The sequence below is a fragment of the Clostridium sp. JS66 genome (assembly GCF_033561535.1).
GTDB lineage: Bacteria > Bacillota > Clostridia > Clostridiales > Clostridiaceae > Clostridium_AM > Clostridium_AM carboxidivorans.
In genome coordinates, this window is record NZ_CP131467.1 from 3215137 (window position 1) to 3239930 (window position 24794).

The window sequence follows — 24794 nt, forward strand, 5'->3', positions numbered from 1 at the left end:
AAACTTCTTAATATATCAATCAAGAAGGGAGATATATTATGTCAAGAATTAATTGTGATGTTATAAATTGTTCACACAATGATGAAAGAATTTGTTATGCTAATGTTGTAAATGTTGGTGGAAAAAGTGCTCAAAGTGATTCTGGAACCTGTTGTGCCTCTTTTTTAGATTCTGTAGTTTACAGTCATCTTACAAATAACGTTAATAATCCAAAAGATAGCTGTGACTCAATTACTTGTAATGTAGTAACTTGTACTCATAATTCCAATAATATATGCAACGCAGATTCTATAAAAGTCAATGGTGATAATGTGAATTTGTATACAGAAACTAATTGTTTAACTTTTAAAAACAAATAATTTCTTATAAAAAAAGGATTCCTTAACTTTACAAGTAGGAATCCTTTTCTTTTACTTAAAATATCTATCTAACAAACCTTTAAAAGCTCTGCCATGTCTAGCTTCATCTTTGCACATTTCATGAACTGTATCATGAATAGCATCTAAATTTTTTTCCTTTGCAAGACTTGCAAGTTTTTTCTTTCCATCACAAGCTCCATATTCAGCTTCAACCCTTGCCTTTAAATTTTCCTTAGTATTAGGCTTTACTACTTCTCCTAAAAGTTCTGCAAATTTTGATGCATGTTCTGCTTCTTCAAAGGCTATTCTTTTATATGCTTCACCAATTTCAGGAAGCCCCTCTCTATCTGCCTGCCTTGACATGGCAAGATACATACCTACCTCTGTGCATTCTCCTAAAAAGTTTGCTCTTAGTGATTCTACTATTTCATTATCAACCTCTGATGCTACACCAATTCTATGTTCATCTGCCCAAGATAAGTTTTCGCTTACCTCTTTAAACTTACTTGCATCAGCTTTACAAATAGGACATACTTCTGGTGGTTCATTTCCTTCATGGACATATCCACAAACTGTACAAACAAATTTTTTCATATGAATTCTCCTTTTCTAAAAATTTTTACCTTACTATTTTTCTCTTTTAAAGTTTTTTTACTCTAGTAATATAAATATTTTTATCAATGCATTATACAATTTAAAGTGATTTTATTTATTGTTTAACAATTTTTATTATTATATTGAAATGATATTTATAATTTTATGATTTAATATAGATTGTTTACTTTAAGTTTAGTTTACATAATATTTAGTATGTAGATATATTGGCAGAAACTAAAACAAAAACAGTACCCAAAATATTTTGAGTGAAGTTGTAAGATAAAAGTAGACATGAAAAAAGCATGTCTACTTTTTTCATGTTAAAATCAAGTTAGAAGGATGTGATTATGATGAGTAGAACAAAAGGTGGTCAAAATAAAAAATGGTCTAAGGAAGAAAAACTCCGTATTGTCCGTAGATATTTTGATGAAGGTATTGGTCGGCCAACTTTAGCAAAAGAAGAAGGTATCGCAAGTGGTATGATTGCAACATGGATTCATAAATATTTAAATGAAGGTGAAGCTGGCTTAGAAAATAAAAAGAAATCAGGAAATAAGTTTGCAGCATTACATAGAAGCAAATCAATGAAGGAATTAGATCGACTTCGTTTAATTGTAGCAAAACAAGAAATCGAAATTGAAAGGTTAAAAAAAGGGTACATGGTGAAAGGAGTTGGTGCAAACAAGGAGTTCGTTTCTATAAAAGATCCGAGTACGAAATAATTGACAACTTAAAAGTTAAATATTCTCTTAAGGCTCTTTGTATTTTAATGCAGGTTAACCGTTCTGGGTACTACAAGTGGAAATCCCGTCAGGGTGTACAGAATCGATATGAGAAAGATAGGGAACTACTTACAGATTTACTGAAAGAAGCTCATAGCAAACATAAATCATATGGATATCATAGACTCGCTGCAGTCATCCGCAAGGAAACTGGGTGGTCGTTTTCAGATAATCTTGCACATAAGTGCTGTAAAATCAGTGGCATCAAATCCAAAGTTAGAAATTATAAATATAGGAGACCTGGGAATGAAAATATCGTTTATCCAAACATAGTTAAAGGAAAGTGGAATGCTTCAAAACCATTAGAATTAGTAGTTTCAGATATGACTTGCCTTAAACATAGAGGCCGCTTATACGAATTAACGTATATTATGGATACATACAACAATGAGATTATTGCACATCACCTCACATCTAAACCCGGTGATAGACGTACCTACTTTTTATGTTTGAAAGATTTAAAGAAAAAAATTGAAGAACAAACAACTCCAGTCGTTTTGCACACGGATCAAGGAGCAGTCTATTCTTCAAGAGCATTCGCAAAAGCTCATAATAATTGTAACATAATTCGCTCTATGTCGCGAGTAGGAACTTGTTACGCGTCAAATTATTTAAGCTATTCAAAGTCAAATTATTTCAACCTAAATTAAGTAATAATATGGTAAAAATGCAGATTAAATAATCTTACGATAGAAAAAAATATGTAAAAAGTCAAATTAAATCAACCTTTCTTCACAATATCCACAATGTATAAAATATGAAAATTAGACAATTAATATAGGTATAAAAAAACACTGCCAAGTAAGCAGTGTTTAAAATTAAATTGTAAGGTCAATTTCGCTTTGAGCTTTATAAACTATTTCAGCATTAATAGAGGAAAGTTTTTGATTAGCACCAGAAATAAGACACATTCTCGTTAGAGAATTTAAAGGTCTTATAGAGCCATTTGTGGTTGAATACATAAGTTCAAATGCATCATCAGTAAAAATAGGTTCTATGCAGCCTGCGGCTTTAAGCATTGAAATTATGTAGGGTTTACATTCTTCTGGCGTTAGCCCTCGTAAGCAATAATTCATTAAAATTCGCTGGCGCAGCGCTTCATGAATTTGTCTGCTGAGTTGAAGTAAAAAGTTAGGTTGACCTGAAAGAATTAGCATAGCATAATTCTTTGAATCCATATTAAAGTTAAATATAATTCTTAAATCATCAAGGATGGAATTGCTTAAAAACTGACATTCATCTAATATAATGACTGGGGTTATATTTTTACTATGACTATAAGTGTATATAGCTTCCTGTATTTGTTTAAACATAGTAACTTTTTTACAGGCAGGAATTATTCCAAGACCATCACAAAGAGCTCTGTAAAAATCCATGACCGTTAAGGTCGAAATAGGAATATATATACATTTATATAAATTGGGGTTGAGTGAATTTACAAAATAACGGAGTAGGAAAGACTTACCTACTCCGGGTTCACCAGTAAGTACACCAATGCCCAAAACAGATTTTAAAAATTCTAATCTGCTTAATGCGTGATTAAAGTCTTGGAATTTAAAGCTGTGTGTTAAATCAATATTTTTATCAAATGGGTCAAAGGTTAACCCATAAAAAGTTTTATACATAATATCAACCTCCGGTTAGTTAGCTTTAAAGGCAGAAAAATCAACAGAATCATTATTAGATCTTCTAACCTTTGAGTTATCAATTTTTTTAGTGGGAAAATAGTATCTGTAAGCTTAGCATCTTCAGAGAAGATGTATGCTTTATCAAGTGAAGTAGGATCATAACGAATATTTATTTTTTCTCTTACATACTTTAATGGAACTTCAAATAATTTAGTTCCTATGGATACTGTGGAGTCATTTTTAACAGTACGTTGAACTTTATATAAAAATAAATGATCAAGTTCACTTTTAGAGGAAACAAACCTTAAATTTTCAATATTATTCATATATTTATCAAAGGGTGTAGAATTTATTGATGAATGAAAGGTTTTGTTATAGTGATTAACATAAGTCAATAGAGATTCATTCAAAATGTCTATTGACTTAAAATCACCCCAGTTTATTGAATTCATCCATTGTTTTTGCATTGTTTGAAACCACCTTTCAATTTTACCTTTCGATTGAGGAGAATATGGCCTAGCAAAGCTTAAAATAGACCCAAGTGAAGCACATATAAGTTGAAACTGTTCACTTTTATATATCTTTCCGTTATCAACAAAAACTTTTTTAGGAATACCTTTAGATGCTACCGCATCTTTAAAAACAGCCATAAGAGACAATAAATCATCTTTAAAAAATACTTTACATCCAACAATAAGCCTACTAGCATCATCAAGGAAAGCTATAATATAAGTTTTATATTTTCTGCCTTGAATAGTGAGATAAGGTCCAACAGATACATCAGACTGCCAACATTCATTCGCATATTCAAATTCAAAGGCTCTTCTATCTTGAGGCGCCAGCTTTTGAGGTGCTATATTAGCCTGTTTTATGAATCTAGTTATTGTAGAAAGAGATATATTGTTTTCATTTTCAAATCCTTTGGCAATAACTTCATGATATATATGTTTAGCAGTTTTTTTGGGGGAATTAATTTTGCAGTTTATAATGAACTGCTTTGTTTCTTGCGAAATTTTTCTTGAACAACCTTTGTCATCTCTTGTTTTAGGATATAAACCGTCTATACCATGTTTCCTATATAAGGTTAACCAACCTTTAATTGTAGCCGGAGAATACTCTTTTCTTCCGCCGTTAGGCATAGTATAAGATTTAGCAGCAATTTCTGATAAATATTCTTTAACAGAAGATTGAGTAAAAGTATTAGTGATTATAGGTGCAATTAGAGAGTATCTAAACAGAGCTATTTTTTGGCTTAATTCATGAGATATCATAATTAAATGCCTCCTTCAACTTTGAGTTTATTTTCATTTTTAATTATGTACCTCAATAATCAGCCTTAACCGTTAAAAGTTGTGTGGAAAAATATAAGAACTTCAAAATAAAATTTAAAAGTTGAGACAAGTTTTAAGTAAATAAGCATTAAAAAAATAAGAAGTGTTTAATTTGATAAAGGGCAAAAAAACTAAAGCTTCTGTAATTAAGGTTTACAGAAAAAATATTTAGGCATATCTAAGAAAAATCTTAAATTAAAATCATATCTTAAACGTGAAAAATCAGTAATCATTGTAAGTAAATTGGATGGAAAAACATTTTTGGTATCAGGGCAAAATATTTTAAGTTGTGCAAAAAATAGGCGAATAGCCGTTAAAGAAGTTATTAGTCTGCTTTTCCAAAATGATAAATGAGTTTTGTTTATGGATAACATACAATTTATAGAGTTAACAAACTTAATAATTTTGCTAAATGAGTAATTAAATTTAAACATAATAATAAGGCAAGTTAATATAACATGATAGGTGTATTGTCTATAAGGTATTATGAAACTTGGAATAAGAGAGTACGTCTTATGGCATGATTTGCACCTATATCTAATGATAACTACTCTATAAGCTTTGTTAAATGTAATCAAATTTCTATAGTAGAATCCATGTCTATATAGTTTTCCTTCATATCCGCATGCTTCGCATCCATATTTTATGGGAAACCTATTATACTTATTAAGCTTATTATATTTTCTTATGCCGTAAGGCATCTTTATTATTTCTATCACTTTTTTCAGTCCTATAAAATTTTTTTATATTTTTAAATTATAGTCAGATTAAATAATCTTATTCTTTTTGTGTCAGATTATTTAATCTGACGTAAAAAGAAAGGCTATTATAATTTACTTTTTTTGAACCTGTTATTAAGCAAATAAATTGCTTAATAACAGGAACTCCAACAGATAACCCAGTTATTGAATCAATAAACGGTTGGATTAAAGATGAAATGGCAGTTGATTTTAGATTTTGGGAAGAAGATGATCTATTTGAATTTGTGGACAGATACATCCATTATTACAATAATGATAGACCAGCATATGCATTAAGTTATCAAAGCCCCATTCAGTATCGAACTGAACGAGGCTTTGGTTAATATTGCTTTTATTGTTGTCTACTTTTAGTTGACAACTTCACCCAAAATATTTTGAGTACTGTTTTTAATACTATAAAATTATAGATCTATTTTATTTTCTAAAATATAAGAAGTTATTATAAAAAGAACTATAAGTATTATAACTTCAAAAATTAAAGATGCTATATTGATGTCAATTCCATGCATTTGATACATAACCATAACATTTTGTAGTTTAGATGATACTATATTCACATTGAATGTTTCGGGAAAAATTTTAGATGTTATTCTTAAAAGTTGGCCTATTATAATTGAAAGAACAACAAATATTGCAAAAGCACTTAATTTTCCTAGTTTTCTATTTCTAATTGCAACCCTACTTAGTGATATTGAAAAATATATTATTGTTAGCAAATATACAATATATACTACAGCACTTACAACGATAAGTATAACAAACCCAGGATTAAGATAACCTGAAACTTTTGATAAAATTTCTTTCCAATCATCTGCAACTTGTGTAAATATAATAAAATTAAAAAGAATTGCTACTAATCCCACTATTATATTTTGAATTAAAGCTGTTAAAAGCTTTGCTCCTAAAATAGAATAACCGCTTTCTGGAAGAGTAAATAACAAATATCCACTATCCTTATACATATCCTTACTAAATAAGGCTATATTCCATACAAAAACCACAATAAGTATGGCAAAAGTTATCATGCATGATAAAGAAACTATTCCTTCATTTGACCATGCTTTTATTCTTGTGAGCAATAACAAATTAAGTACAATAATTATACCAAGACTTATAATAAGTTCTTTTGCATACCCCTTTAATTCATATTTTATTAGATTAAGCATCCTTAAATACCTCCCTATATAATTCATCTATAGATATTCCTTTTTCATTTCTAAATTCCTCAGCATTACCACTTAACACTATTTCTCCATTTGATATAAATGCTACATCATCAAATAATCTTTCAATATCATTTACAAGATGAGTAGTTATTATCATAGAACTATCCTCACTATAGTTATCTAATATAGCATCTAGTATTTTTTCTCTTGTAGTAGGATCTACTCCTCCCAAAGGCTCATCCAATATATAAAGCTTTGCTTTTCTAGATAAAGTAAGTGTTAAATATAATTTTTCACACATTCCCTTTGAAAGAGCTGTAATTTTAGAATTCTCATCTAAATTCATAAATTTTAAAAGGTCTGCAGCTTTATCTTTATCAAAATCTTTATAAAAGCTATTAAAAAATTCTACTGCATCCTTGATCTTCATCCATTTAAATAAATAGTCCTTATCTGGTAAATAGGATACTATAGATTTAGTATATACTCCTGGTTTATGTCCATCTATAAATATTTCTCCACTACTTTGTCTTAAAATACCTGCAGCTATTTTTAAAAAAGTAGTTTTACCACTACCATTAGGACCTAAAAGTCCTACTATCTTTCCTTTTTTAACTTCTAAATTTAATCCATTTAATGCTTTTTTATTGAAATAACTTTTTTCAATATTATTAGCTTTTAAAATAAAGTCTTCCATAATTTTATTAGTCCTCCTGTATTCTATTCTGGATTATCTGCATTATTTCTTCATTGCTAAACCCTAAGTTTTTCATTCCATTTATAAAATTATCTATAATTTCCTTTGCCATATCCTTTTTTAACTTACTTACCATACCTATATCCTCCTTAACAAAAGTACCTGTACCTCTTTGTGTATAAGTTATATTTTCTCTTTCCAATTCTTGATAAACTCTTTGAAGTGTATTAGGGTTTACTTTAAACTTTGCTGACATTTCTCTTACTGATGGCAATTTATCACCTGGTTTCAAATTTTCTGAAACTATATCCCTTTTTATATTATTCATTATTTGAACATATATAGGAAGTTTATCATCAAACTTTATATCCATTTTTCTACCTCCTTATGTCTTAGTGTTATATGTACATAGTACACTGAAACTGTATGGTAGTCAATAGTAATTCTATTTTTTAAAATTCTTTTTCTAAAATATTATAAGTATATATAATTAAAAAACTTGTAATTATTAGAGAAAGCCCAACGCTTACATTTAAAGTAGGATACTGATTTAAAACAATACCTTTAACATTTGATAGTATGTACATTATTCCAATAAAAACAGCACTAAGTGCAGCATTATACTGAAAGAAATATTTATAAAGCAAAATATAAATTACTCCGCATAACAATGAGAACACTAACATTGCTGGTGATGAAGATGAAAAAGAACTTGCTATTCCATAAGGTACTATGAGTAAAATACCCAAAGCTATCTTGCTGCATCTATTTTTAAGATTCTTAACGGCCATAAGTATTGCAAAAAACAAGGCTATTTTACCTATATATGAGGTACACATAGCAGTTAATTGTCCTAAAAATTTATTTAAAGCTCCTAAGGAGCAATATATAGATCTATCCACTTCTAGTACATTTCTTCCTGTAAAAATATTTGAAATAGAAAAGAGGATCAAAACGATACAAAAAATCGCCATTACATTAAAATAGTTATGTTTTAAAGTTTTCTTATAAAAGTTCTTTGCATATGCAATTATTGACGCTTGAATAAATGAAACAATTACTTTTCCAAACATTCCTCCTGCTACAGAAGTTATCAATTGTGATTCAAAGGAACTGGTAGTTGAAAACTCCATTTGTTTTTCAGGCATATTTAAAAATAAGGATACTATATTTAAGATTAATAGTATAAAAAACAATCTAAAAAATATAGGTTTAGATATTTGATTTTTACTCCAAGCAATTATAGCTTTTATTCCTATCCATATTATTGGTATAGCAAAGGCTATTATTAATATAATTACAACAATCAATATCCAAGCATATTTCTTTAGCATTTGGCTCTGATTGCTGTCAGAAACCTGCAGTGTTTTGTTTATTTGCAATACTTCATTTCCTGAAACTACTGCATTTATTTCAGGCTTATAAATTTTAAGCTTAGTGGTTTTATCTTCTAAAGTAAAGGCCCAATCAGTGCGGTTATCTAATTTATTTTCTTTTGCTGAAATTTCTTTTAAATCTGTTCTATTTATTGCATATTTATTTTTTATAAAATTATAAAGTACTCTTTCTGCTTGTTCTTTAGTAAGTTTTTCTCCTTTCTTGTTTTGTGGAAGAATATGTTTAACATTTATATTATGCTTTTTATCAATAACTGTAACTTGAAATTCTTCAGCTCTTTCATTAATATCACCATTAAACTTTACAAATCTCACCTTCCACTTAAATGGGTTTATATAATTTCCTATTAAAGATTTATATTTATCTTTTCCTTCTTTCCTAATAAAATCTTGAGATACAAATACTCCATTATCATTTTCAAATATATCTTTAACTTGTACATTACTTATAACCTTCCAATCATTAGAAAGTTTAAAACCTTCTTTTTCAATTTCCTGTTTTGCCAAGCTTTCAGCTTGTAACCTTTCAATAGCAAACTTAGGTATTACTGAATCAATAGTAAATAACGATATTATAGCAAAAATAGCTAAAAATGCTGTAATCACTGTAATTATTGTATTTTTCTTCTTTGTTTCAATAAAACTTTCTATTTTATCAGCTTCTCTTTCTTCAATATCTAAAACATGCTCTTTCCTAGTTTCTTCTATATTTTTATTTGATTTTTCTACACATTCTTCTATATTTGCAGAATTATATACACTTTCTTCTATATCTATCCAACACCCATTTTTCATTCTTCCATATATAGCTAAAATTAATGGAAAAATTACAATGGTTGGTATTAAAATTTTTTGGTACATAAGCGCTTTACCTGGTGTTATCATGATCATCATAGACATAAGTATAAAATCATAAGTAAAATGAGCTATTATTCCTGATATAATTCCCCAAAAATAAAACATTAATCCAAAACCTAGAGCTACAATTAAAAGTTCAAGTAATCTTGCATAAGCAGGAAATCCAGGGTAGTTAGCATGAGCAGAACTAAATACCAATATTTCAAACACAAATGCTATCACTATACACAATTTTCGCTTATTATATTTGTTTCCTATTAAAACACCAATACAAATAGGCATTGCTCTAAAAGCAAATTCTTCAAATACACCTGCATTAAGAGCTTCTGCAAAGCTTCCTACCCATGCAAACCAGTTTCCTTGTATATTAGGATCTGTTATCATTGAAGCTGGCTGCCACCAACCAGGTAAATGATTCATAGTTCCATAAAAAATAGTTTCATATATAAGCATTAATGCAACAAATACGTATGCAATAATTACTCTATTTAAAAACTGCCAGGAACCAAAATTTCTTACAGAAAGCATCTTCCAAAAGTTCAGATGGTTAGGAAATGTTTTCTTATATAATCCTTCACCAATACATATAGAAATAAAAGTAAATATTCCTGTTAAAACCCCTGTCATAAGAGATATAAATATTTTAACTATATAAAATAAAGTTGGAGTTAAATATGTAGTATCCATATAAGTCAAATCCTGTTTCATATTAAAGATTCCATTGATAAGAGTCATAAAAATCAAAAATACAACAAAAATCAACGGATTTTTCCATGCTATCATTTTTCTTTTATTTAAATAAAAGAAGCAAAAAAATCCAACTATAAAAATTAATATGTAAAATATAAAAGATGATGTATTTGCAATATTGTCATTACTGCTTCTTTGTTGTTCATAATTCCTGGTAAAACTTTCTGGTACATCAAGGTAATGTTGAACTTTAACTAATTTATCTCCCTTTACCTGTAATTCTACCTTATCCTTTGCCTCTCCTATATTCATATATCTTATGTAATTAAAAATATAATCTATCCTTCCATTGCTTTGTATTTTTTGTGATTTATCCACTAATTTGTATTCTTTTAAATTCAAGCTCCAGTTATTTACTGATTCTTTTTCGGCAATAGTTTTTGCAGCATCTTCACTTAATGCTGGTCCCTTTACATCATCAAGTACATTTTTATAAAATCCATAAACCTTTCCTGAAGGTGTAAAATATACATCAACTTTTTCATTTCCTCCTTTTGGTATAATACTAACTGTCCAAGTAGCTGGTATATATCCTTCTTCCTTATTTATTAGAGAATTTAATTTTTGAAAATTTCCTACTTTAAGTTCATAATAGGTTTGAGCTTTTTCATCTAAAGAAAATGAAGCAGTTTCTCTAGAATTTTTTAATGACCATCCATGCTTTTCTGCAAGCTTTTTTGTTTCATTTATGGCTTGATTCTTATCCATTTTCACATTAAAATCTAATTCTCCTTGAGAACTTGGTGCAAAAACAAAAAAAAGTATTGCTGCTATAGAAAATAGAATTAATCCTAAAGCTTTTTTCCATGTATTATTTTTCAACTTTTTTCTCATCTCCTTAAAAAATATTATAGGTAAAATCGTCTTTTGGCATACACTAGACAAAATTCCTTAATACTACAATTTTACATAATTATTATTTCGTCTACCTTAACTTAATCTTAAATTTTTTTAATTTTAAAAAAGGTTGCCACATAAAAGCAACCTTTTTAGATACCATAAAACTTTTTATTTAATCTTAAACTTATCTACTAAATCATTCAATTGACTTGATGAATTGCTTAGACTTTCGGCCATTTCCGCAAATTCTGATACTATATCAGTTTGTAATTGAACGCCATTAGATATAGACTTTATCTCAGTGGATATTTCTGAATTACTACTACTTACAGCTTCCATAGTAGATGTAAGCTCTTCAATTGAAGCACTTTGCTCTTGTGCTGATGCTGCTATACTTTGGATTTTACTGTTTATACTATTTATTCCTTCTATAATCTTTTCAATCTGTATAACTACCTCTTCAACCATTTTATTTCCCTTTTTTATGTTAGATGCTTCTTGTGCTGCTGAATCTATTGTATTTTTTATCATCTCATTTATGCCCACTATTATATTTTCAATGCTTTTAGATGATTCATTATTATTTTCAGAAAGTTCCCTTATTTCATCAGCCACTACTGCAAAACCTTTGCCATGTTCTCCTGCTCTGCTAGCTTCTATAGAAGCATTTAAAGCTAGTAAGTTAGTTTGATCCGATATTGATTTAATAGTATCAATTATATTTCTAATTTCTTCTGCTTTAGCTCCTAATTTTTCATTTATAACCATATTGGCTGAAGAGATGCTTTCAATTTTATTCATTTCTTCTCTAGTACTCTTTACAAATTTACCACTTTCCATAGCAATATTATTAATTTCTCCTGTCATTATGCTTATATTTTCAACCTCTTCAGCTGTAATTTGTGTTGATTCTGCAATATTAGAAGAACTTGCAGCAACTTCACTTACTGAATTAGAAATATTTTCACTTCCATTATTCAATTCTATCATATTTTCATTTATTTGCCTTATGCTTTCTATACTTTTTTCAGCTCCTTCATTTAGAACTTCAGAGCTTTTTGATACAAGCATAGAATTTTCCTTTATATTTTCTATCATGCTAACTAGTTGATCCATAAAATTATTAAAGGATTTAGCCATTATACCTATTTCATCATCCGATTTTATTTTTATTCTTTTACTTAAATCTCCTTGTCCATTTTCTATATCCTTAAGTATAACAAACATGCTATTGATTGGCTTTAAAATACTACCTTGTAATAAGATTATAACTATAATTGCCAGAATTAAAGAGAAACTTCCTAATGCTATTGAAAATCCTTTATTCCTATTCATAGTGCTTTGTATGTTTTGCAAATCTGAATTCATGGAAGCTTCAGCATTATCATTTAATGAATTAATTTCATTAGACAAATTAGCTGCCATAGGATCAAATTGAGCCATTAATACATTACCCTTGTCCGGACCTTCTTTTATATAAACATTTGCCATGTTTACTCCAAGTTCGTAAAATTTATCAAAATCTTTATCTATCTTTTCAGTTTCATTTTTAATATTAGGATTTATGCTTTCAAGCTGTTTTAATGAATCCTTAAAAGTTGACTTACATTTTTCAGCTTCCTTAAAGCTGTCCATGTTTTTAGTAGCAGAAGCATCTGATAAAAATTGCTGAACCTCAATTACTGAAACATTTATATTAGATGAGTATTTTAATTGTTTATATGTAAAATTTCTTACTTTACTTATACTTTTATCATTATTATTAAGGAAGCTAATACTGATTATAATATTAAGCAAAAAGCATACTAAAATTACTCCAAATGCCAAAATTAATTTTGATCTTATTTTCAAATTCATATTGATCCCTCCTAAGATATTTATTTTTAATAAAAGAGGCCATAAAGCCTCTTTTCAACTCAATAATATATTTACATATCATCCCAATGAATTACTTCTGCATCCTTATCTATCACAGCAGACTTATCAAATAATTTTATAATTATAACAGCTAGAATAAAAGCTACTACTCCCCCTGCAATTTGAAAAGTTCTAATAGATGCTCCCATAGATTTTCCCATGTATCCTCCCAAGAATACACCTAAAAATATAAGCATTATTGGTAAAATAAACATCATAAAAGCAGCTAATAACATATTGGTCTTTTTTGTTTCTGTTTTTTTTGGTGATTTTTCCGTTTTTTTGTTAATTACATTCTCAAACATTTTTTCTTGTTCTGTTTTCATACAAACCACACTCCTCTGTGAAAGTTCCATTTAAATTTAATATTTTTTGATAAATAACTGTTAAAACTCCATACAATAATGTTACTGTATTGCTTGCTTTTGTGGAATTTTCAAAATTGAAATAATCTGCATAAAAATCACCTAAAATAAACTTTGTTCAATTCTAAGTATAATATATACTTTTGTGTATTACAATATCAGTATTTAGTAAATAACTCTAAAAGTTTTTTCTTTATTAATAGGCTCTATTTCTCTACAGGTTATATCTTCAACTTTAGCAAATCTATTGCCTTTTTTAACCTTATCTATAAACAAAATCACATTATCATTTATTCCCTGTACTTCTATCTGAACACTTCCACCTTCACAATTTTTTACCAATCCTGTTACCTGAAAAGCTTTTGCAGTATATTCTACAAAATACCTAAATCCTACCCCTTGTACTCTTCCAAATACTTCAATAAAATATCTACTCATAAAAATCTCCTTCCAACTTAAATGTTTATGTAAATATATTACACATAAATTACTACTTGTTCAATTATGCCTTTCACGTATAATTATTTAGTTCGCTATACGTAATCCTTATGCTATAATCTTAAATGTGAACTATAATATAATTAATCAAAGCTTAAAAAGGAGTAATAAACTATGGAAAACAAAACTGAATTATTAAAAGGAAATTTAATTCCACTTTTAAGCTTAAATAAAACTATAAAAATAGTATTAATTTTCATATTAATTGCTATTTTATTTTTAGAAGCTTTTTCAGTTTATATTGTAATTAAATTTAGTCATCCTAAATCAATAAATCTTCATCCTAACATTGAAAGCTATGGAATAAAAAATTATGAAAATGTAAATTTTAATAGTTTTAATGACAATGTGAAATTAAATGGCTACCTTATAAAAAATGGCAATAGCAAAAAAACTGTTATAGTATGCCATGGATATGGAGATTCTAAATTTATGGTTGGTGGAAGAACCCCTTCTTCCGTAAAAGTAGATGCTCTTCAGCTATCCAATATATTTTTAAAGGAAGGATATAACACTTTTTTATTTGATTTCAGAGGTCATGGTGATTATGCTGGAAGAGATGGTGTTACTATTGGTTTTAAGGAACAGCAAGATCTTTTAGGAGCTGTAAATTTTATAAAATCAAAGGGTATTGGAAACACTATAGGGGTTATAGGATTTTCTATGGGAGCAGCTACTGCATTAAGCTCTATAGATAAAACAAACGATATAAATTTTGTTATTGCAGATTCACCTTTTAGTGATTTAAAAACTTATTTACATTCTAATATGAAGATTTGGACAGGTCTTCCTGACTTTCCTTTCGTACCCATGGTACTATTGAATTTTAAGCTCATTTATGGAGTTGACTACAATACTGTAAATCCTGTGAACAGCGTTAGTAAATCTAAAATACCTATACTTTTGATACATGGAAAAAAAGACACTACAATTCCTTATACTGAAAGCTTAAAAATAGAAAAATCTTTCAAAAACAGTAAAAGCAAATTAGTTAGCTTTCCTGACTCAACTCATGTAGGTTCATATTTTATGTATCCAAAAAAGTATGAGGAAGTTTTAAAAGACTTTTTATTGTCAACTTAAATTTAATAATATAAAAATATTGCGAAACTTTGCTTCGCAATATTTTTATTTTGTAAAAAAGTAATTTAAAATGCTCCTGAATCTCCACCGCCTCCTCCGGAAAAATCTCCTCCTCCAGAAAAGCCTCCAAAACCACCATCACCACTGCTGTCATTATTATTTTTAGTGTTATTATATATATTATCATCTATACTGTCCCAAAGATATAAGTTCATGAGGTAATATGAATAATCATTATACATATAATAATAGTTAGAATCTCCTGAATTATAATAAAGGTTATTAAGTTTTTCATGAAACTTTTCTAAATAACTATTATCTATTTCTAAAGCTGAAGCATATATTAGAATATCTTCATTGTTAAGCTCATTCTTATATTCTTCATGGTTTGAAAGATAATCTAAAATGTATTTTTTATAAGCATTCCATTTAATTTTCTCATTGTAAGTTTCATTGTTCAATACTTGCTTACCTTCTATAGTAGTATAAAAATTTAGTCTTTTTCCTTCTTCCTTTATTAATTTTTCCCATTTTGAAAAACATTTTTTGAATTCTAAGGCACCTTCTCTAGAACTTACTTTTTCTTTAATATATCTTAGAGTTAAAAATCCATTTTCTTCATAAGCTTGCATCCATTCCACAAAATATTTTAAATGAGAATAATTAAGGCTTGTAATATCAGCATTTCTTAAAAAGCATAAGTCTTCTTCTTTATTTTCCTTTGATGCTTTTGATCTTAAACTTTTATCCTTTTCCAAAGTATAAAATCCTTTTTTGCATAAATAAAATAGTGTAGAAGGAATAGTAGAATTAGAAATATGTTTTTCATGATATAATAAATTTACCATAGCTGGAGGAACATCTTCTGGTTTAGTATTTAAAGTCTCTCCTTCAAAAAACCGAAATTTTTCTCTATATTTTTGAAGTGCTTGTTTGAACTTTTTATTACTTCTATTATGAAAAAATATAATTGAAGAAGCACATAATGCTACAATAACACCAAAAAAAACAAATCCAAAATCTTCTTTATTAGATTTTTTACTTTCTTTTAGATCCGTACCTTCATTATTATTTTTCATATTTTCTTTATAGGTTTTTTCATCAATTTTTAAAAATTCTGGTTGAAAATGAATCTTTACCCCTAAAATTGAAGTAAGATTACTTCCCTTTATATTAATACTACTACTATCATAATTCGTTTTAAATTCTCCTCCATCTACATAAACCCAATACTTAAATTTGTTCAAATCAAATTTTGAATTTTTTAATGATAAGTCAAGATTTACATCTTTAATTGACTTGCTGCTGTCAACTTTATAAAAATTCCAATAAAGCTCTCCAAATTCTTTATATCTATTTGCAGCACCTTGAATTGTATAATTAAGTATTAGAGTTTTCTTTTCATCGACACTTTTTGAAAATACTTTTATTTGAGTGTTATTATCAGACTCAATAATTTCATATGTATTATTTTTTGAGTTGCTGCCAGGAGAAATTGGCGTTACATTAGCATTTTTATCTTTCATGGCTACTTTTGATATTACATATCCATCAGTTTTATTTTTAGAAAGATTCCTATAAAAACCATTAAAACTTCCATTAAAAGTATAAGTTATCTCTTCTTGAACTTCTGCATCTCCTTTTTCTGTAATTTCTGCAACAGTATTTAATTTATCTATAGTATAATTTTTTTCCTCAGCAATAACTTTTGTAGGAACAATAAATATCAATAATACAAATAAAAATGTTAATACTACTTTACGCAAAGCTTTTCCCCCTTTATTTTGAATTTAGTTTTTCTAAAATTCTCAACTGAGCTTTTACTAAATTACCATCTTTCCTTATAACTGTCACACTATAATAATAGTTATTAATTATGTACTTTATTGTATCGCTATAGTTTTTATCTATACTATGTACTGATTCACCCTTCTTATTTACTAATACATAAAGAGAATTAACCTCCCTTATAATCAATTTTTCCCACTCCTGAAGCTCTGATTTATTGTTTATATTGAAAATTATACCTCTAGATTTCAATATTTCTATTAAAGAATTATATACATCATTATATTTTTCATTTTCCTTTTTAAACCTTTCTCTTAAATTTAGAAGATTATTAAATTTACTTAATTCTTCTTCAAGTTTAACCTTTATATTTTCTTTTTTATTATCCAATTCACTAATTTGTTTCTTTTTAGATTTACTGTAAGACCTTATGTATCTGGATAATAAACCATATTTTTTTTTCATTTTGCCCTCCTTGCATTTCTACTTAAAATTAGTATAAAATAACATAAGGGGGATGTCAAAATGAATAAAAGAGAATCAACAACAACTAACTTCTTAAAAGCTCTTAAAAGATTAAAATTATATATTATAAGATATTACAAGATTTTTCTAAAAAATAAAAATGCTATAGATACTATGTATCTTCCAATAATGCAAGAAAAAATGAAAGAAAATAAGAATTTAAGCTTAAAATTGAAAGATGTACAGTGTAAAAACCTTGTCCTAGAAAAGGAATTACAAAACTTGAAAGCCTCTGCAGCCAAAAAAAGAAAGCTAATTGAAGACCTTCAGCAATTAACTTTAATAAGATCTGATTACTAATTTCTGTAAATAAAAAAGAATCTAAAATGATTCTTTTTTTATTTACAAAGTTAATATCATATTTTAAAAGGATACTTTTAAAATATATTTCATTCACAATTTACAATGTTTAATTATTTTTTTAATTATATCTAAATAATGCTATAAATTCGCCGATATATATTATATTAAATAATTCCAATGTTGACAATTTTTAAAGCACTTATATTTAATTAAAAATTTTATTTTAATTCTATTAATCATACAAGCTATCATATATAAAATTTGCTAACTAAATAACTTTACGGAGGGTAAAAATGATTGAAAATTACATGGAAGAAATTATTAATAAAATGCTTCCAAAGGTTTTAAAAGAATATCCAAATATATGCACCTGTGAAAAATGCATAGATGATATAAAAGCTTTGACTTTAAATAAATTCATGCCTTTATATGTTGCTTCTCAAAAAGGGATACTTTATTCAAAAATGAATGAATTAGAATATCAATTTACAACAGATGTATTAAATCAACTTATTCAATCAATTAATAAAGTTTCTAAAAATCCCAAGCATAATAATATGGCTATAAAATAATTTTTATTATGTAAATAAAGCCAAATTTAACTTAAATCGTAAATTTGGCTTTTATGATCTTATAACTATTTAAATGGATTTTCATTTTTATAAAGCATATTTTCTGGTTGATTAAATGAAATATCCTCTACCCCCAACATTTTCATAGCATCAAATAAAACTTTTCCTATATGTTTAAAGGCTACACCTGCATGATGAGGATACCTTTTTGCTATTAATACATATCTGTAAAATCTCGCCATATCCTTGATTGCAAATATACCTATTCCTCCAAATGAATTAGGATTTACATCTATTACTTCACCTTGTGCAACATAACTTCTAAGCTGTGCTCCTGCTGTACTTTGAAGTCTAAATAAGGTTATATCCCCAGGTCTTATTACGCCTTCTAACGTTCCTCGTGTAATATCGGGTTCCTTGCCTGGTTCCAATTGTCTATGCATAATGCGTTGATATTTCATAGCTGCATCTTTCATACAGCATTTTGGAGTGTTTCCACAGTGAAATCCCATAAATAATTCGTTAAGCTTGTACCCTTTGAAGCTTTCAATATTATCATTAAACATGTCTTGTGGAACTGAATTATTTATATCAAGTAATGTTGCAGGCATTTCTGAAGCACAAGTTATAATATATTCACTAAGAGCTCCATAAATATCTGTTTCACAAGCTGCTGGAATTCCTAGAGAAGTAAGTCTTGAATTAACATAACAAGGTACCATGCCAAATTGCGTTTGAAATGCAGGCCAACACTTATTTGCAAACACTGCATATTTTGAAGCTCCAAGATTATTTTCCATCCAATCCTTTAACGTAATTTCATATTGTGCAAGCCTTGCTAGTATACCAGGATATGCATTTCCTTCACCTAATTCATTTTCCATTTCTTTAACAATATCTTTAATTCTTGTATCATCTTTATGATTATTAAATGCTTCAAATAAATCCAGTTCTGAATTTTCCATAATTTCTATACCTAAATCATATAAAGGCTTTATTGGTGCATTGCATGCTAAGAAATCTTGAGGTCTTGGACCAAAGCTGAAAATTTTAAGCTTGGAAATACCAAGTATAACTGTTGCTACTTGATGGAAATGAGAAATCATATGAGCAATTTCATTTGGCGTACCTATAGGATATTGTGGAATATAAGGATTTAATTTTCTTAATGCCAAATTATAAGATGCATTAAGCATACCACAATATGCATCTCCCCTACCATCTACGAGACCATCTGCTGCTTCCTCAGATGCTGCAGCATACATAGTTGGTCCCTGAAATTTTTGTGCCAATATTGTCTCTGGACCCTCTGGCCCAAAATTTCCAAGGTATACAACTAAAGCATTCACATTTGCATCTTTTAATTCTTTTAAAGCTTTTAAGCAATCCTTTTCATTTTCCACAATTGTCTCAACTTGAAAAATTTCAATTTTCTCTTTTTTGCAAGCTTCAACTACTGCGTTACTTCTTTTTTTGCTAAGTTCTATAGGAAAACAATCCCTGCTTACAGCTACAATCCCCAACTTTACTTTTGGAATATTAATCATTTAAATTCCACCCCCCATAATTAAAAATTCAACAAAAATATTATGTACAAGTTTATTATACTACCCATAACTTGTACGTACAACTATTTTTTGTTAATTATGCAGTATTTTTGTAATTGAATATATTATAAAAAATTTATTTTTCATTACTTATTAATTTGTTAGAATCAGCAACTATTTGTTGACTCTTTGCTTGTATTTCTACAATGTTATTTGAGTTATCTATGAACTTATTAACTTTGCTATTCACTTGTTTAACATTTTACTATCCTTGCTATAATTACTCAATATAATAACATTTTTCACTTTAATAAAAGTATTTATATGCTTTTGTTTCCTATAATTTTAACATAATTAGATATATAAGGATTATACACAAATATATTTAGCAAATTACATATAATGTTGATTTTCCTATTATATGGTCATATAATATATATGAATAATAGAAGTCAATATTCTGACATATTATTTTTATTACAGAATTAGAAGTATGGAGGCGTTATGTAAAAATGTATAAAAACAAAAAAATACTTGCTGTATTATCAACTGCTGCAGTAACAGGCTTGTTAATATCAACAATAAATTCAACAGCATTTGCAAAAACTACAGCAATAGCTGTAAATAGTACTGATGGTAAAATATATGAATACCAATATGATGCATTAAAAGCATCTTTAGTGTCTGAATCAATCCATGGATCAAATTATCCAGGTGCTAAATTGTATAATGATTTTCTTCAGAGGAAAATGACTGTTAGAGCTTATTATGATGATAAAAAAAAATCCTATATAGAATCCGATACCATATCTAAAGAAATAGCTAATTGTATGCAAAAAGGTACTTCTTTTGATTTAAATTCCTTTACTGAATCTGCTAATACACCAGCTATAAAATTGACTACTAATACAGTATCAACTGATAGCTTTGGTAATTTGTTAATTAATGGACAAACAGTATCTGAAAAACCTACTGTTAAAAGTGTAAAAGTAATTGACAATAAAACTATTCGTGTATGTTTCAACAAAAAAGTTGATTATAATTATGCCACAAATGTAACAAACTATAAATTATTGAATAGTTTAGATACAGGTAATATAGATATAAGTAATCATATTAGTGGTATTTACAATTCACAAAACCAGTCTGATACTCAAAACACAGATACTTATGATATAAAATTAAAAGATTGTAATCCATATAATAAAAATGAAGATTGGAAATTAGTTGACTCTAAATACACACTTGTAATAGAAAATATAATTGATACATCAACAATACACAATGCAATGGATACTTATACGTGCATATTAGATGCTAATTTTTCAGCTCCTTCTGTAACAGGAATGTATAAAAATATATCATCAAGTACTAGCAATAAAATTATTGTTTACTTTAGCGAAGCCATGGATGTAGATACAATTGCAAATAGAAATAACTATAAATTTATAGATGGATTAGGAAATGTGAATCCATTACCAGAAGCTGCAAATATAATAATTGGGAAAACTTCTAAAAGTGCAAGAATAGAATTTCCTTCCTCTTATCATATATCAACCAATACTACTCAAAAAACTGGTAATTCCAATGATATAATTGGCTTAACAGTTTCCAATGTCAAAGATGCATCACAAAACATATTAAAGGATACATCATACAAAGGCACAATTTCTGAGCCAAAATTATATGACACATATGTAAAAAGCAACTCCATTAAAGGTTATTATGATAAAGATGACTTAATTATTGATGTCTCATTTAGTGGGGAATTAGATGATATAACTTCAAGGGACTTTACATTTGGCGGTGTAAGACCAGATGCTGCATCTGTAGTTGACGATAGGTTAATACTTAGATTTGTACCTGAATCTTTACCTACTGCTTCAGAAATATCAGCTCATCCAGTAACATATGCCAACGGAAAAACTAATACTAGTCCAACTAAAATAGATATTATAAAAGCTCAAGGTCCATCTGCTAAACTTGTTATAAATCCTAACAGCCTAGTAGATGAAACTGGTGCTAGCGTGGCGTGTACTCTTTCAGATGAGCAATCTAAAATATATGATGATGAATTACCTCCAAGAACTGCTCCAAATTACTGGAGTGCAACAAAAGAATCTGATGGTGTAAATGTTTATATAACATATGATACTCCTCTCTACATTTCCAGCGGCCTAAGGCCCGATGATTTTATATTTACAAGCACCAATGGCAAAAATCTACTAGCCGACTCAGTAAAAATAACCGGAAATACACTTGTATTTAATTTTAAATCCACTAACGAAAATTATGCATTGTTAACAAACTCCATTAATGTAAAATGTAAAAATACAATTTGCCTTTTGAGTAACCATGGTTTATCTGGAGATTTTTACCAGTATATTCCTTCAAATGATGATTTATCTGGAAGAATTGTAAATGTAGCACAATAACATATTAACCTTGTAATTTAAATATAATATATTATACAATCACGGTTATTTTCTTTTAATAAAATAGGCACCAATTTTTTCAAATTAGTGCCTATTTCCTCTTAATTAATATTAGCTTCCTTTAAAATATTATTATATTCTTTTAAAGTCTTCATCATTTTCTTTTTTACATATTCTAGAATATTTTTATTAGAATCATTTATATTTTTATCATTAAATAATATCTGGATACAATCACAAATGGTGTTTACTGAATATATATGGAACTTTCCTTGTTCCACTGCTTCTAACACTTCTTCCTTTAACACAAGATCATCCACATTAGTATTTGGTATTATAACACCATGTGTTCCATCAAGACCATCAAGTGAACATATGTCAAAGAAGCCTTCAATTTTGTCATTAACTCCTCCTATTGGCTGTATTTCTCCTCTTTGATTAACTGAACCAGTTATTGCTATACTCTGATTTATTGGAATTTCTGATAAGCTTGATAATAATGCTAATAATTCTGCTGCTGAAGCACTATCTCCTTCTATTCCTGAATAAAGCTGTTCAAACACAATATTGGCATTAAAGGATATGGGAATATCCCTTCCTACAAGCTGCCCTACAAAACCAGCTAAGATCATTACACCTTTACTGTGAATATTTCCACTCATATCAGCTTCTCTTTCAATGTTTATTATTCCATTTCTCCCTGCAAAAGTTGAAACAGTTATTCTATGCTGCTGCCCAATTACACAATCACCATAATCTGAAACTGAAAGTCCATTAATTTGACCAACCCTTTTTCCTTTTAACACAGTTATATATTTTTTCTTTTTATACATGTCAAGAATTTTCTTTCTGATAAGTCCATGCATGGATTCTTGTTCCTTTAATGCTGCTGCAACATGTTTATCTTCAACAATTTCACTGTTATCTTTTTTAGCGTAATAATTTGCAATATCAACTATTTTAAAAAGATTACTCATAGAAGCAGAAAAATTATCCTTATTTTCTGCAAGTCTAGAAGAAAATTGCAGTAGTCTTTTAACTCCCTCTCTTCTTATATGCTTAAGATTATTTTCATTGATATAATAGTTTAGTAAACCTACAAGATTACTTATATTACCTCTATCCTTTTCAATTTCATTGTCAAATTCAGCTTTTATTTTAAATATCTTTTCAAATTCTAAATCATTATTTAAGAGTGCTGAATATATATAATTACTTCCAATTAATATTACTTTAATTTTTAAAGGTATTTCTTCCGGACTAAGTGTTGAAATAGGAAGTACCTCTATATTGTATTTTGAATTATTAATAGATATATTTTCTAGATTTATACATTTTTTTAGTAATTCCCAAGAAGAAGGTTGAGTTAATAGCTGCTGTGCTTTAATTATAATATATCCTCCATTGGCTTTATGCAAATAACCTGGCTTTATTAATGTAAAATCAGTAATAAGACTACCCATTTTATTTTCATATTCAATATTACCAAAAACTTTACCCTGAGCAGCTGAATCTGCAAAAATAACTGGTGCTCCTTCACTTTCACTATTATCAACTAAAACATTAACTTCATATCTTTTTAAAAACAATTTTTTTACATTTTTGACTTCTTCATTATTATCATCTTCTTCAAAGAAATAGGATATATTTTCAATTATATCTTTTTTTACTGCATTTAAATAGTTTATAACCTTTTCACTGCATCCATAACTATTCACTAATTCTTCTATTTTTTCAGAAATTATATTTTCAGCAATTTTATCATCTAAATATTTCAATTCACTTTCTAACTTTTTTTGAACTTGATTGCTCTGTTTAAATATATCAGAGGATATATTTCTAAGTTCATTTATTGAATTTTCTATAACTTTTCTTTCTTCATCTGTTAAATTTTCATATTCATCATCACTTAACTGCTTATCATTTTTTAACGCAATAAAAACAAATTCCCCTGTTGATGTCTTTTTTACTGCAAACCCTCTTTTTTTTGCTTCAATATTCAGCCCTCTGGATAAATCTAGAAGCATCGTTTCGTATTTGCCAATTATACTATTTTTCTCGTTTTCATAATTTTCAGAATCAAAATAAACTGGAACTTCTTTAATGATATATTTAATAAATGAATTCATACCTTCCCTAAATTTAATAGCGGTTCCTGTATTAAGAGAAATCGAAATAGGATTATTGGAATTTTCGAAATTGTAAACATAACACCAATCCTGTGGTGTAGGCATCTTTTTCGCATATTCCTCTATTTTTCTTACAATATATCCTGTTTTACCTGTGCCAGTTTTACCAGATATGAATATGTTATACTGCTTACTATCCATGTTTAATCCAAGTTCTATGGATTCTACTGCTCTTTTCTGACCTATTACCATATTATAACTTTCTACATCACAAGTAGTATCAAAATCCGGCATTTCCTCAAATTGAAGCTCTAAATCCTTTCTTGTCAACTCTGAATATTGTTTCATACTGTCCACCTCCAGAAATTATTCTTAAGCATTATTTATAAATTATATATTTCAATATTTATTGCCAAATTCCTGCAAATTCTCCTTAAAAATATCAAATAATTATAAATTTAATTGT

General features: G+C 28.0%; 23 protein-coding genes. 8 read left to right on the plus strand and 15 right to left on the minus strand.

The genetic code is table 11. The features are described from left to right. Nucleotides 1–38: 38 nt before the first annotated feature. Nucleotides 39–359, plus strand: a complete 321-nt coding sequence (locus Q6H37_RS15035) for a DUF1540 domain-containing protein (RefSeq protein WP_318733550.1) — start codon at nt 39–41, stop codon at nt 357–359. Between the two features lie 51 nt (nt 360–410). Here Q6H37_RS15035 and Q6H37_RS15040 read toward each other — a convergent pair whose 3' ends face one another. Further along, a complete protein-coding gene (locus Q6H37_RS15040; RefSeq protein ID WP_318733552.1) occupies nt 411–953 on the minus strand; it encodes an NADH peroxidase in 543 nt (180 codons plus the stop codon). Nucleotides 954–1303: 350 nt separating this feature from the next. Between Q6H37_RS15040 and Q6H37_RS15045 the strand changes: the two genes are divergently transcribed. Together Q6H37_RS15045 and Q6H37_RS15050 are read left to right on the plus strand one after the other, a co-directional pair. Continuing rightward, nucleotides 1304–1678 carry a transposase gene (locus tag Q6H37_RS15045; protein ID WP_318733555.1) on the plus strand — a complete coding sequence of 125 codons (375 nt, stop codon included), beginning with the start codon at nt 1304–1306 and terminating at the stop codon, nt 1676–1678. Between the two features lie 47 nt (nt 1679–1725). Beyond that, a complete protein-coding gene (locus tag Q6H37_RS15050; protein ID WP_318733557.1) occupies nt 1726–2388 on the plus strand; it encodes a DDE-type integrase/transposase/recombinase in 663 nt (220 codons plus the stop codon). Nucleotides 2389–2556: 168 nt separating this feature from the next. Here the strand turns inward: Q6H37_RS15050 and Q6H37_RS15055 are convergent, their stop codons facing one another. The 3 genes from Q6H37_RS15055 to Q6H37_RS15065 all read right to left on the minus strand — a co-directional run bounded on the left by Q6H37_RS15055 (nt 2557) and on the right by Q6H37_RS15065 (nt 5398). Further along, a complete protein-coding gene (locus Q6H37_RS15055; RefSeq protein WP_318733562.1) occupies nt 2557–3363 on the minus strand; it encodes an ExeA family protein in 807 nt (268 codons plus the stop codon). Next, complete coding sequence (locus tag Q6H37_RS15060) at nt 3339–4637, minus strand: DDE-type integrase/transposase/recombinase (RefSeq protein WP_318733564.1); 1299 nt, start codon at nt 4635–4637, stop codon at nt 3339–3341. Before Q6H37_RS15060 ends, Q6H37_RS15055 begins: the two co-directional genes overlap by 25 nt. Nucleotides 4638–4843: 206 nt before the next feature. Continuing rightward, nucleotides 4844–5398, minus strand: coding sequence for a DUF6431 domain-containing protein (locus Q6H37_RS15065; protein ID WP_318742904.1), 555 nt, complete (start codon nt 5396–5398; stop codon nt 4844–4846). A gap of 173 nt (nt 5399–5571) precedes the next feature. On the opposite strand from Q6H37_RS15065, the gene Q6H37_RS15070 reads away from it, so the two are divergent. Further along, nucleotides 5572–5781: an IS3 family transposase gene (locus Q6H37_RS15070; RefSeq protein ID WP_318743032.1), complete on the plus strand. Its 210-nt coding sequence runs from the start codon at nt 5572–5574 to the stop codon at nt 5779–5781. A gap of 78 nt (nt 5782–5859) precedes the next feature. On the opposite strand, the gene Q6H37_RS15075 is transcribed toward Q6H37_RS15070, so the two are convergent. The 7 genes from Q6H37_RS15075 to Q6H37_RS15105 all read right to left on the minus strand — a co-directional run bounded on the left by Q6H37_RS15075 (nt 5860) and on the right by Q6H37_RS15105 (nt 13886). Next, entirely contained in the window at nt 5860–6624 is a 765-nt protein-coding gene (locus Q6H37_RS15075) for a hypothetical protein (RefSeq protein ID WP_318733566.1), read from the minus strand. Next, the gene (locus Q6H37_RS15080; protein WP_318733568.1) at nt 6617–7321 is read right to left on the minus strand and encodes an ABC transporter ATP-binding protein; all 705 of its coding nucleotides are present in this window, start codon (nt 7319–7321) and stop codon (nt 6617–6619) included. Before Q6H37_RS15080 ends, Q6H37_RS15075 begins: the two co-directional genes overlap by 8 nt. A 7-nt stretch (nt 7322–7328) precedes the next feature. After that, complete coding sequence (locus Q6H37_RS15085; protein WP_318733570.1) at nt 7329–7694, minus strand: GntR family transcriptional regulator; 366 nt, start codon at nt 7692–7694, stop codon at nt 7329–7331. 79 nt (nt 7695–7773) lie between these two features. Beyond that, the gene (locus Q6H37_RS15090) at nt 7774–11148 is read right to left on the minus strand and encodes a hypothetical protein (protein ID WP_318733572.1); all 3375 of its coding nucleotides are present in this window, start codon (nt 11146–11148) and stop codon (nt 7774–7776) included. Between the two features lie 186 nt (nt 11149–11334). Continuing rightward, on the minus strand, nt 11335–13023 hold the full coding sequence (locus Q6H37_RS15095) for a HAMP domain-containing methyl-accepting chemotaxis protein (RefSeq protein ID WP_318733574.1): 1689 nt from the start codon (nt 13021–13023) through the stop codon (nt 11335–11337). 71 nt (nt 13024–13094) lie between these two features. Then, on the minus strand, nt 13095–13409 hold the full coding sequence (locus Q6H37_RS15100) for a SoxR reducing system RseC family protein (protein ID WP_318733576.1): 315 nt from the start codon (nt 13407–13409) through the stop codon (nt 13095–13097). 204 nt (nt 13410–13613) lie between these two features. Next, nucleotides 13614–13886 carry an acylphosphatase gene (locus Q6H37_RS15105; protein ID WP_318733578.1) on the minus strand — a complete coding sequence of 91 codons (273 nt, stop codon included), beginning with the start codon at nt 13884–13886 and terminating at the stop codon, nt 13614–13616. A 174-nt stretch (nt 13887–14060) separates the two neighbouring features. Between Q6H37_RS15105 and Q6H37_RS15110 the strand changes: the two genes are divergently transcribed. Further along, nucleotides 14061–15029, plus strand: a complete 969-nt coding sequence (locus tag Q6H37_RS15110) for an alpha/beta hydrolase (RefSeq protein WP_318733579.1) — start codon at nt 14061–14063, stop codon at nt 15027–15029. A 65-nt stretch (nt 15030–15094) separates the two neighbouring features. Here Q6H37_RS15110 and Q6H37_RS15115 read toward each other — a convergent pair whose 3' ends face one another. Both Q6H37_RS15115 and Q6H37_RS15120 read right to left on the minus strand, forming a co-directional pair. Continuing rightward, nucleotides 15095–16795: a DUF2207 domain-containing protein gene (locus Q6H37_RS15115; protein ID WP_318733581.1), complete on the minus strand. Its 1701-nt coding sequence runs from the start codon at nt 16793–16795 to the stop codon at nt 15095–15097. 13 nt (nt 16796–16808) lie between these two features. Further along, nucleotides 16809–17282 (minus strand): hypothetical protein, encoded by a 474-nt coding sequence (locus Q6H37_RS15120; protein ID WP_318733583.1) that lies wholly within the window; start codon nt 17280–17282, stop codon nt 16809–16811. A gap of 60 nt (nt 17283–17342) precedes the next feature. On the opposite strand from Q6H37_RS15120, the gene Q6H37_RS15125 reads away from it, so the two are divergent. Both Q6H37_RS15125 and Q6H37_RS15130 read left to right on the plus strand, forming a co-directional pair. Then, nucleotides 17343–17642 carry a hypothetical protein gene (locus Q6H37_RS15125; RefSeq protein ID WP_318733585.1) on the plus strand — a complete coding sequence of 100 codons (300 nt, stop codon included), beginning with the start codon at nt 17343–17345 and terminating at the stop codon, nt 17640–17642. A gap of 296 nt (nt 17643–17938) precedes the next feature. Then, on the plus strand, nt 17939–18217 hold the full coding sequence (locus tag Q6H37_RS15130; RefSeq protein ID WP_318733587.1) for a late competence development ComFB family protein: 279 nt from the start codon (nt 17939–17941) through the stop codon (nt 18215–18217). A gap of 65 nt (nt 18218–18282) precedes the next feature. Here the strand turns inward: Q6H37_RS15130 and Q6H37_RS15135 are convergent, their stop codons facing one another. Next, the gene (locus Q6H37_RS15135) at nt 18283–19764 is read right to left on the minus strand and encodes a fucose isomerase (protein WP_318733589.1); all 1482 of its coding nucleotides are present in this window, start codon (nt 19762–19764) and stop codon (nt 18283–18285) included. 512 nt (nt 19765–20276) lie between these two features. Here Q6H37_RS15135 and Q6H37_RS15140 point away from each other — a divergent pair. Beyond that, nucleotides 20277–22199 (plus strand): cell surface protein, encoded by a 1923-nt coding sequence (locus tag Q6H37_RS15140; RefSeq protein WP_318733591.1) that lies wholly within the window; start codon nt 20277–20279, stop codon nt 22197–22199. A 101-nt stretch (nt 22200–22300) separates the two neighbouring features. Here the strand turns inward: Q6H37_RS15140 and Q6H37_RS15145 are convergent, their stop codons facing one another. Next, on the minus strand, nt 22301–24676 hold the full coding sequence (locus Q6H37_RS15145; RefSeq protein ID WP_318733593.1) for an ATP-binding protein: 2376 nt from the start codon (nt 24674–24676) through the stop codon (nt 22301–22303). Between the last annotated feature and the right edge of the window lie 118 nt (nt 24677–24794).

Bases quoted from the DNA above. Each gene is read 5' to 3' on its own strand.
- Q6H37_RS15035 (WP_318733550.1), top strand. From the start codon at position 39: ATGTCAAGAATTAATTGTGATGTTATAAATTGTTCACACAATGATGAA.
- Q6H37_RS15040 (WP_318733552.1), bottom strand. From the start codon at position 953: ATGAAAAAATTTGTTTGTACAGTTTGTGGATATGTCCATGAAGGAAAT.
- Q6H37_RS15045 (WP_318733555.1), top strand. From the start codon at position 1,304: ATGATGAGTAGAACAAAAGGTGGTCAAAATAAAAAATGGTCTAAGGAA.
- Q6H37_RS15050 (WP_318733557.1), top strand. From the start codon at position 1,726: ATGCAGGTTAACCGTTCTGGGTACTACAAGTGGAAATCCCGTCAGGGT.
- Q6H37_RS15055 (WP_318733562.1), bottom strand. From the start codon at position 3,363: ATGTATAAAACTTTTTATGGGTTAACCTTTGACCCATTTGATAAAAAT.
- Q6H37_RS15060 (WP_318733564.1), bottom strand. From the start codon at position 4,637: ATGATATCTCATGAATTAAGCCAAAAAATAGCTCTGTTTAGATACTCT.
- Q6H37_RS15065 (WP_318742904.1), bottom strand. From the start codon at position 5,398: ATGCCTTACGGCATAAGAAAATATAATAAGCTTAATAAGTATAATAGG.
- Q6H37_RS15075 (WP_318733566.1), bottom strand. From the start codon at position 6,624: ATGCTTAATCTAATAAAATATGAATTAAAGGGGTATGCAAAAGAACTT.
- Q6H37_RS15080 (WP_318733568.1), bottom strand. From the start codon at position 7,321: ATGGAAGACTTTATTTTAAAAGCTAATAATATTGAAAAAAGTTATTTC.
- Q6H37_RS15085 (WP_318733570.1), bottom strand. From the start codon at position 7,694: ATGGATATAAAGTTTGATGATAAACTTCCTATATATGTTCAAATAATG.
- Q6H37_RS15095 (WP_318733574.1), bottom strand. From the start codon at position 13,023: ATGAATTTGAAAATAAGATCAAAATTAATTTTGGCATTTGGAGTAATT.
- Q6H37_RS15100 (WP_318733576.1), bottom strand. From the start codon at position 13,409: ATGAAAACAGAACAAGAAAAAATGTTTGAGAATGTAATTAACAAAAAA.
- Q6H37_RS15105 (WP_318733578.1), bottom strand. From the start codon at position 13,886: ATGAGTAGATATTTTATTGAAGTATTTGGAAGAGTACAAGGGGTAGGA.
- Q6H37_RS15110 (WP_318733579.1), top strand. From the start codon at position 14,061: ATGGAAAACAAAACTGAATTATTAAAAGGAAATTTAATTCCACTTTTA.
- Q6H37_RS15120 (WP_318733583.1), bottom strand. From the start codon at position 17,282: ATGAAAAAAAAATATGGTTTATTATCCAGATACATAAGGTCTTACAGT.
- Q6H37_RS15125 (WP_318733585.1), top strand. From the start codon at position 17,343: ATGAATAAAAGAGAATCAACAACAACTAACTTCTTAAAAGCTCTTAAA.
- Q6H37_RS15130 (WP_318733587.1), top strand. From the start codon at position 17,939: ATGATTGAAAATTACATGGAAGAAATTATTAATAAAATGCTTCCAAAG.
- Q6H37_RS15135 (WP_318733589.1), bottom strand. From the start codon at position 19,764: ATGATTAATATTCCAAAAGTAAAGTTGGGGATTGTAGCTGTAAGCAGG.
- Q6H37_RS15140 (WP_318733591.1), top strand. From the start codon at position 20,277: ATGTATAAAAACAAAAAAATACTTGCTGTATTATCAACTGCTGCAGTA.
- Q6H37_RS15145 (WP_318733593.1), bottom strand. From the start codon at position 24,676: ATGAAACAATATTCAGAGTTGACAAGAAAGGATTTAGAGCTTCAATTT.